The sequence below is a fragment of the Terribacillus sp. 7520-G genome (assembly GCF_002271665.1).
GTDB lineage: Bacteria > Bacillota > Bacilli > Bacillales > Amphibacillaceae > Terribacillus.
Genome location: NZ_NQFP01000048.1, coordinates 26916 through 35316, shown reverse-complemented (window position 1 = coordinate 35316; position 8401 = coordinate 26916). Strand labels below are relative to the sequence as shown.

The following is an 8401-nucleotide window of genomic DNA, read 5'->3' as shown; positions in this document are numbered from 1 at the left end:
TCCGCGGAAAGCGGTGTGTCCTGCCGAAGCAGGGCTCAAGAATAAGATTCGGTTTTAAGCACTGGGGAATTAGTTATGTCCCAACCTCTTTGTTTTCATAACGAAGAAAAATTGAAGTAAACCACTAATAACGTAATATAAATTTCTGCTATCTCTTCCTATGATAAGCTTGCTTCCTTGTGAATCGAGCTGCTCTTCCACATTAAGACGGTTCATGGTTTATGTGAAGGAGGGAGGAAATGAAAAATCTATCAATCATCTGTTTCACTATGATTGCGGAATGCTTATAGCTACCATCTTCCAAATGGATCGGATGGAGATTTCCCTTCTGGCAAGTATAATGGTTTTCGCTGTGATTTGGCTGTCATCCCTGCTCAACAGAAACGCGAATAATCAGTCAGTCATATACTATGCCTCCTATTTATAACAGCCATTCGTAAGCTCAAAAAAAGCACCCTAAAGGCGCTTTTTTAGTTAGCGATAATAAGATAGGCGCTAAAGCAGATGACGTAGATGGCAAAACAGAAAACCGCTGCGCGCATGTAATTGCTTGTCAGGTCGAACAATACCTTCAATCCATTGGATAGGATCGCAGCTGTCGTTAGTACAAAGGTAATCCCAAGCATCAGCATAGCGCTGACGAAAGTGATCTGCTCCATTTCCACCCTCTCCTTCACTATTACTTACACTCATAATAGCTGGAATCGGGGACGCACTCCTGTTTTTCCGGTAACATTATCAGCAGGGAAGTGACTATTTTGTCACCTATCACAATTCAAGCTGGGAAGGATACAGTGTCATACCGCCATCGACGAAAAGAGTCGTGCCGGTTACATAGCTTGCTTCCTTGGATACCAGCCATGCCGCTGCCGCTGCAATTTCTTCTGGTTTGCCAAAGGATTGCATCGGTATCTTTTTCATTTGCTTTGCTTCATTTTCCGGCTTTGTATCTTCGTTCCGCTCCGTGGCAATCGTTCCTGGTGCAATGGCATTCACCCGGATGCCCTTGTTTGCATACTCGAGAGCCATCGTCTCCGTCAGAAGCTTGATTCCGCCTTTTGATGCCGCATAATGACTATCCGATGGCTTCGGTATCTGCTGATGAACACTGCTTATATTGATGATGCTGCCTTTGATATCATTATCCAGCATATAGCGGAGAGCCGCTTGCCCGCCCAGGAAGGTGCCCGTAAGATTCACATCCAGGACACTTCTCCACGTATCCTCATCCATTTCATGGAATGGCTCCGGTTTACTGAATCCAGAATTATTCACCATTACATCGACTCCGCCGAATTCCTCCAATGCCCCCTCAAGCAGTTGCTGCACCTCGTCTTTCTTGGATACATCCGCTTGAATGACGATAGCCTTCCCGCCTGCCTGACGGATATTTTCAGCTGCTTGTTTGGCACCGTCCTCATCTCCGCGGTAGTTGACAACAATATTCATGCCCTCTTGTCCGAAACGTTCCGCAATTGCCCGGCCGATTCCTTTGGATGAACCCGTGACGATGGCAGTCTTTCCCTTCAGATCATTGTACATATGAATAACCCTCCCGAATCGTTCTTCTCTGCTTTTCCCAAAATTCAATGGATGAAAACTTTTCTACAAATTATGACAAAATAAGACTTGAAGCGCTTCACTTCCTGGTCCTTCTTACCGATATAAGAAGAAACCATGTGCAGAGGAGATCGTTCAATGAATTCTACGATTCAGGCAGTAGTCAATATTGCCCCCATTATAAAGGACACTCTAGGACCGACAGCCGCAATGGGCGTACTGGATACCGAGAAGTTTGTATACTATGCCCCATCGACAATCTTGACTCTAGACATCGAAGCGGGAAAAACAAGACTGGATGAACATGACGTTTATCTTCGCGCCATCAAAGGTGAACAAATCGTTTTTGCGATCACTGAAGATTATGAAGAACTTGGTGCACCAGTCGTCACTTCCATAACTCCGATCCGCGATATGGAAACGAATGAAATCGTTGGCTTATTATCCTTATCCCGTACATTGGAGCATCAAGCGAAGCTGGATAAAGAGCTTAGCAAATTGAATGATGTGATCGATGCACTTCAAGGTAAGGTACAGCACGTAGCTGCCCAGGCAGAAGAGCTTTCGGCTACAAGTAGTGACATCAACGAACAAGCCAACAGCGCCAATCAAAACTCACACCAAATTGGGGAAGTGGTTCAGCTTATTGAACAAATTTCCACACAGACGAACCTTCTTGGATTGAATGCAGCCATCGAGGCAGCCCGCTCAGGGGAAGCAGGAAAAGGCTTCGGGGTTGTGGCAGATGAAATCCGAAAGTTATCCGATAACACGAAGGAAGCCGTCCAAACCATCGGCAAATCCCTATCGGAAATCCGTTCCAGCATCGAGAATCTCACACTGAGCATCAACGAAGTTTCCACTTCCTCCGAGGAGCAGTCGGCCATCATGGTCGAATTCATGGATGATATCCAGGCTTTGGACGAAAAGAGCAAACAAATCATCGAAACAATGAAAAAAGTGACGAATCAAGGTTAAGGAGGTTGACTGATAATGCATCCTACAATACAAGCAATGGTCCACTTAGCACCGGAAATCAAAAAGAATATCGGGGAAAACAATGTTGTAGCAGTGACAGACAAGGAGAATTTCGTTTATTTCTCCCCTTCCAAGGATTTGGATGTGGGCATCAAGGTTGGGGACTTTGCCTTCACAGAGGATAATGATTTGCTGCGACGGGCGCTGCAAGGCGAAAAAGTGCAGGTCCATATCCCAAAAGAACGCTATGGTATCGGCATGCAAAATACCGCCAATCCAATCCGTGATGAAAATGGGGAAATCGTCGGCGTCATCCAGATTACCAAAACCCTGAAAGATGAAGAACTTTTAGACGAAGAGCTGGATGAATTACGCGCCATTGTCAGCAGTCTGCAAGGAAAAGTACAGCAAGTGGCAGCCCAAGCAGAGGAGCTCTCCGCCACGAGCATGGATATCAATAATCAAGCATCCCATGCGAACGCCAACTCTCAGGAAATCAGCAAGGTGGTTCAATTAATCGAAGATATTTCGACACAGACGAATTTGCTAGGCTTGAATGCAGCCATCGAAGCAGCTCGCTCCGGCGATGCCGGCAGGGGCTTTGGTGTCGTGGCAGATGAGATACGCAAGCTTTCCATCGGAACGAAGGAAGCTGTCGGAACGATCGGTCAGTCGCTTCAGGAGATTCGGACAAATATGGAGAACCTGACATTAAGTATCGGCGAGGTATCCACCGCCTCTGAAGAGCAGTCCCGCGTGATGGTGGAATTCATGGAGGATATTCAAAACCTCGATAAACAAAGTAATGATATCGGACAATACATGAAAGAAATCACCAATTAAAAAATCGCCTCCGGATTGGAGGCGATTTTTTAGATGGATTGTTTATTGTTGGGAGCTGCTGGAGTTGCTGTTGCCTTATCGGTTGGCTGACTCTTTTGTTCATCTGAACCATCGGCTTCATTCTTCGGCTTTGTCATTGGGTCATCAGGGGCACTTTCCGGTTTTGCTTCCATCAGCTTAGTGGAAGCTTCCTTCGCTTTGCTGCCTGCATTCTTCAAGTCATCTTTTGCTTCTTTTACTGTGCCAAGAGCCGATTTGGAATCTTCCTGAACGTCCTGGACAGAGGACTTGATTTCATTTTGCGCTTTGTCATAGACGTTTTTTACGTCATTGGCTGCATCCTTGGCAAGCTCCGTCGCATCCTGTACCTTGCTCATGACTTGCTCTTTCGTACCCTGAGGATCTTGTTTTGCTTCTTTTACAAAGCTGACGACCGTATCCTTTGCCATGCCGACATTCTGGAATACTTTCTGACGCGTCTGTTTGTTAAGCAAGACGATTGCTGCGCCGGTAACCGCTCCAGCGACTGCGCCTGTCAATAGTTTGGAGCCAGCTTTAGCCTGTTCTTTCACTTCGTTCTTGTCTGCTGTTTGTGCTTGTACCATCATGAACACTCCTTAGACTTTTTTGTTTGCTTTATTGGTGTATACATACCCCTTCCCAATGAAAGTAAACAAAAAACAGCCTTACAACGGAAGCGACTTTTTCTGCTTTTGGACAAAGTAGACCATTTCCTTGAATCCAATATCCTTCAGTCGCACTTTCACCTTATCAAAATCCTCGCCGATACGGGATGGTATATGTGCATCTGAACCGAAGGAAATATCCACTCCATAATGCAGCGCCCGCTCAAGGATGCGATCGGAAGGGTACCACCCGCCGACTGCCTTCGTACTTCCCGATGTATTCACTTCAATGGCGACACCAGCTTCCCCGATCACTTTCAAGGTCTGTTCGATGGCATGATCTGCAGGAATATCAGAAAAAGCAGGATAGAAGCCCTTCATTGCATCGATATGGCCAAGCACTTGGAAGATGCCGCTTTTTGCCGACTGCTGGATCAAATCATAATAGGTTTCTTTCACTCTGATATGCTCTGCTTCCGATAAGCCATCCCATCTTCCTTTCTTGAAGATATTCACTTCATCCACGTAATGCACCGAGCCGATGATATAATCGAATGGATATTTACGATAGTAGTCCGCATATAATGCAGCATGCTGCGGAAAGAAATCACTTTCCACTCCCAGCAACACATGGATTTGGTCCTTGTATTTTTCTTTCAGCTGGAGCACTTCCTGCACATAAGCTTCAAAGCCGCTGATCGGCATCGCAATGCCAGGATAAAGCTGATCTTCCTCACTATAGAAATACGGAGAGTGATCGGCGATTCCGATATACTCCAATCCTTTTTCTATCGCAGCTTTGATGTAGTCTTCGATTTGACCCTCCGCGTGCCCGCATCGATAATGATGTGTATGCAAATCGAACGTCATACTCCTGCCCCCTCTGCCACTCGGCTTGTCTCTTTCAAGAATTCTTTTAGCAGCCGATTGACTATTTCCGGCTGTTCGTGATGCACCCAGTGCGTCGCATCATCGACATATACCAGCTCATAATCCGTACAGAATTTAGTGGATTCCTGTGCCAATTTCTTTAACAGGAATTGATCCTTGATTCCCCAGATGATCTTTGTCGGCACATGGACCATGACTGCATCCTTTTCGGCGTACCTGGTGAAATTGTTCTTCTCTGTCAGCGCACGATACCAGTTCAGCATACCTGTCAGCGCCCCAGGCTTAGCCCACGCCTCCTTATAATGATCCACATCCAACGGAGAAAACGTGCCTGCTTGGCTGAATTTCGTCAGCGCCATTGTCAAGCCACGATAATCATTCGCTGCCAAAGAACGTTCCGAAACGTCCTGTATCTGGAAAAAGGCCATATAGGAACTCTTGAACCATTGCAACGGCCGGGTTGCAAATATCCTCGGCATGGCAGCAGGATGGGGCATATTGATGGCTATGAATTTTTCTACATGCTCAGGTCGTGTCACTGCCAGGTGCCAGCCGACAGCCCCTCCCCAATCATGCCCGATGATGATGGCCTTTTCCCTTTGAAAAACGCGCATGACGGCCAAGACATCATCACGCAGCTCGTCCAGTACATAATGATCAGCGCCCTCCGGCTTATCACTCAGGTTATATCCGCGCTGATCGAGCGCCAGCACACGGAAACCTTGCTCTGCAAGCGGTACGATCTGTTCCTTCCACCCATACCAGAATTCCGGGAAGCCATGTAAAAGCATCACCAATTTACCATCATTCGGACCTGCTGCAGCCATATGCAAATTCAGTCCATTCGCTTTCACTGTCAAGTGCTCGACTCTCATTACAATCCTCCCTACATATGATATTAACTGCGGGTCAATCCATATTGCGCCAATGCCTGCTGTAAAGAATGATAGAAAGAAATATCCTGCACTTCCCTGTTTCCTCCTAAAATCATCACCGAATCGGGACGCAGACCCGAGATGGCACAATCAACTCCAAGCATATTCAGGATCTCCACCATCTGCTTGAGCTTTTCCCTCACACAAGTCTCCTTGAAACTTGCTCCGGACAAGTCTATGAAAAGCGTTTCGATGCCTTTCTCCTTGCAAAGCTGCGGTATATATTGAATGATCAGCTGCGCCCGCCGCTCGCTGATATGTCCAACCAGCGGAAAAACTCCCATACCTTTCATGATCGGGATGACAGGCGAACTAGTCTTATGAATTTGTTCGCGCTGACTCTTTATTTTCCTGTCGATCAGCTCATAATAAAATTTCGTAAATTTATTTAAAACTTCATCTAATGCACAATGGAGATTTTTCGACCAGCCGATGACCATGGCCGGTGTCACATCCTGCTTATGCATTTCCGTAAACGATTCGATGAATTCCAAAATGACTGTGCCTGATTTACCGACTGCCTGCAGCACTTCATGAATCGGAGTATTCGTCTGCACTCGGCTCTTCGCCACTTTATCCACCCATGCCTTAACATTCTTCTCATATCGTTTTTCATCCCCCAGGATTGCACAGGCCACTGTATCAATGGTCATCCGATGCTGTTTCCGAAGTTTCGCACGCATCTCTTCACCAGCGTCCTCCGCATAAATCGAATTTCTATACTCATTCAGCAAAGAGGCCCAACGATCCGTTATTCGAGGAGCACTATCCATGATGTAATCGTAGAGTGCTTTATTTATGTCCGGCATGCGAATCACCTTCATCTTCATGATTTTCCTCCATTATATCCGAACAGCGTTAACGCTTCTATCGTGAATATATAAAAAAGAGCCTGCAGACGCAGACTCCTTCTATCTAACTATGCGGAAACTCCCGGACGAAAAAGGATACCCCCAAGTAGCTTTTATGCACGGTTCAGCACAGCAACCAATAATGCAAGAAAACGATCCGCTTCTACTTTCATACATACTTGGACATTCGCATGCTTACCCCATTTTCCTTGGCGATCCCAGACCGTCTGACCGTCACAGTATGTACTGTTTGTTTCCACTGCCACGGAACAGGCTGTCTTTTCAACCAAGGTTGGATCGATGAGTACCCCGACTGCCAGCGGATCATGCATGGCACAAGCCCATATCCCATTCTGTTCATAGAATGCTTTCCGATATGTAGCAGTACTCGTCTTCACAAAATCATGCAGCACCGGATCTTTAATTGCTTCCATATGCCCTTCGGCGAGCAAAGCTTTCTTCGTAACGTCCAGCCCAACCTGCGTAAGCTTCGGTATGCCGGCCTCCAGGACAATGCTGGCAGCTTCCGGATCGGCAAACATATTGAACTCCGCAACAGGCGTGACATTCCCGACTCCATTGATGGCTCCGCCCATGTAGATGACTTCCTTCACATTGTTCACAATGGCAGGTTCTCGCTGAATTGCCAGTGCCAAGTTAGTGAGTGGCCCCGTACAGACAAGGGTGATATCGCCAGGATTTCCCATGACTTGCTCGATCATGAAATCAGCTGCTTCTCCTCCTGCTATCCCCCTGCTTGAGACAACGTCCTGCAGCGCTCCGCCAATTCCATCCGTGCCATGTACCCTGTGTTCAAAATGAGGCTGTCGTTTCAACGGCACTTCACTTCCTTGGACAATAGGAATCGCTGGTGCATCGATTAAATCAAGCACCTTACACGTATTCATTGTCGCAGCTTCCAGCGAAACATTTCCGCAGACAGTGGTGATACCGATAAGCTCCAACTCTTCACTCTGGACAGCCAACAGAATCCCGATTGCGTCATCAATGCCTGTATCCACATCCAAAATCAGTTTTTTCCTCATAAAACACCCCAAACACGAACAATAATTTAGATAATACCATAATTTCACTTAAATTATACATATAATCAAGTATAAATAAAATAAAAAGTTCGTAAAAAAAGGATGCAGATTATCTGCATCCTTTAAATACACTCCATTCTCTCCCGCTGCAGCTTTGCTTGTTTAACAGCAGCTTTAGCGCGGTATAGCCTTGTTTTCACTGTTGCTTTCGGCAGGGATAAAGAAGCAGCGATCTCATTCTCTTTCATATCTTTCCCATAGCGCAGCGCCAGTACTTCCCGAAGCTTCGGCTTCAATTGCCGGATATCCTGCTGGAGTTCCTGTTTGGTCTCCCGCAGCTCCACTTCCTCGATGACGATATGCTCTAGATAGTGCTGCTCCAATTCCCAGCTGGCCAGCTCGATACTGATGAACTTTCTCTTCCCTTCTTTCCGCAGCATATCGATTGCCGTGCGGGAAGCGATCGTTGCCAGCCACGCACCCGCTTTTGCCATATCACCCAGCTTGTCCAGATTCCGGTAAGCTTTGATGAATGTTTCCTGCGCCGCATCCTCCGCCAGCTGCGGATCACGCAGCACCTTCCGTGCCGCGCGATATACCCGCCGATGGTAGAGCGAATAGATATGCTGAAATACCGAGTCCATCACATACACACATTCGCTTGCCACGTT

The 8401-nt window shown here is 46.8% G+C and carries 10 protein-coding genes; 2 read left to right on the top strand and 8 right to left on the bottom strand.

The window, feature by feature from the left end:
• Nucleotides 1-470: 470 nt before the first annotated feature.
• Complete coding sequence (locus CHH53_RS15930) at nt 471-659, bottom strand: hypothetical protein (RefSeq protein ID WP_095217130.1); 189 nt, start codon at nt 657-659, stop codon at nt 471-473.
• Nucleotides 660-768: 109 nt separating this feature from the next.
• Entirely contained in the window at nt 769-1542 is a 774-nt protein-coding gene (locus CHH53_RS15925) for an SDR family oxidoreductase (RefSeq protein ID WP_095217129.1), read from the bottom strand.
• 156 nt (nt 1543-1698) lie between these two features.
• On the opposite strand from CHH53_RS15925, the gene CHH53_RS17815 reads away from it, so the two are divergent.
• Complete coding sequence (locus CHH53_RS17815) at nt 1699-2538, top strand: methyl-accepting chemotaxis protein (RefSeq protein ID WP_304442502.1); 840 nt, start codon at nt 1699-1701, stop codon at nt 2536-2538.
• A gap of 15 nt (nt 2539-2553) precedes the next feature.
• Complete coding sequence (locus CHH53_RS17810) at nt 2554-3381, top strand: methyl-accepting chemotaxis protein (protein WP_095217127.1); 828 nt, start codon at nt 2554-2556, stop codon at nt 3379-3381.
• A gap of 29 nt (nt 3382-3410) precedes the next feature.
• Here the strand turns inward: CHH53_RS17810 and CHH53_RS15910 are convergent, their stop codons facing one another.
• From CHH53_RS15910 to CHH53_RS15885, 6 genes are all read right to left on the bottom strand, one after another.
• Nucleotides 3411-3989 carry a hypothetical protein gene (locus tag CHH53_RS15910; RefSeq protein WP_158221587.1) on the bottom strand — a complete coding sequence of 193 codons (579 nt, stop codon included), beginning with the start codon at nt 3987-3989 and terminating at the stop codon, nt 3411-3413.
• A gap of 78 nt (nt 3990-4067) precedes the next feature.
• Nucleotides 4068-4877, bottom strand: coding sequence for a histidinol-phosphatase (locus CHH53_RS15905; protein ID WP_095217125.1), 810 nt, complete (start codon nt 4875-4877; stop codon nt 4068-4070).
• Entirely contained in the window at nt 4874-5773 is a 900-nt protein-coding gene (locus CHH53_RS15900; RefSeq protein ID WP_095217124.1) for an alpha/beta fold hydrolase, read from the bottom strand. The genes CHH53_RS15905 and CHH53_RS15900 overlap by 4 nt, the downstream gene beginning before the upstream one ends.
• A gap of 23 nt (nt 5774-5796) precedes the next feature.
• A complete protein-coding gene (locus CHH53_RS15895) occupies nt 5797-6663 on the bottom strand; it encodes an STAS domain-containing protein (RefSeq protein WP_095217123.1) in 867 nt (288 codons plus the stop codon).
• Nucleotides 6664-6797: 134 nt separating this feature from the next.
• Entirely contained in the window at nt 6798-7730 is a 933-nt protein-coding gene (locus CHH53_RS15890) for a nucleoside hydrolase (RefSeq protein WP_095217122.1), read from the bottom strand.
• Nucleotides 7731-7852: 122 nt separating this feature from the next.
• Nucleotides 7853-8398 carry an RNA polymerase sigma factor gene (locus CHH53_RS15885; RefSeq protein ID WP_095217121.1) on the bottom strand — a complete coding sequence of 182 codons (546 nt, stop codon included), beginning with the start codon at nt 8396-8398 and terminating at the stop codon, nt 7853-7855.
• Nucleotides 8399-8401: the final 3 nt, after the last annotated feature.

Coding starts and splice junctions, on each gene's coding strand:
- CHH53_RS15905 (WP_095217125.1), bottom strand. CDS start 4,877: ATGACGTTCGATTTGCATACACATCATTATCGATGCGGGCACGCGGAG.
- CHH53_RS15910 (WP_158221587.1), bottom strand. CDS start 3,989: ATGATGGTACAAGCACAAACAGCAGACAAGAACGAAGTGAAAGAACAG.
- CHH53_RS15930 (WP_095217130.1), bottom strand. CDS start 659: ATGGAGCAGATCACTTTCGTCAGCGCTATGCTGATGCTTGGGATTACC.
- CHH53_RS17815 (WP_304442502.1), top strand. CDS start 1,699: ATGAATTCTACGATTCAGGCAGTAGTCAATATTGCCCCCATTATAAAG.
- CHH53_RS15900 (WP_095217124.1), bottom strand. CDS start 5,773: ATGAGAGTCGAGCACTTGACAGTGAAAGCGAATGGACTGAATTTGCAT.
- CHH53_RS15895 (WP_095217123.1), bottom strand. CDS start 6,663: ATGAAGATGAAGGTGATTCGCATGCCGGACATAAATAAAGCACTCTAC.
- CHH53_RS17810 (WP_095217127.1), top strand. CDS start 2,554: ATGCATCCTACAATACAAGCAATGGTCCACTTAGCACCGGAAATCAAA.
- CHH53_RS15925 (WP_095217129.1), bottom strand. CDS start 1,542: ATGTACAATGATCTGAAGGGAAAGACTGCCATCGTCACGGGTTCATCC.
- CHH53_RS15890 (WP_095217122.1), bottom strand. CDS start 7,730: ATGAGGAAAAAACTGATTTTGGATGTGGATACAGGCATTGATGACGCA.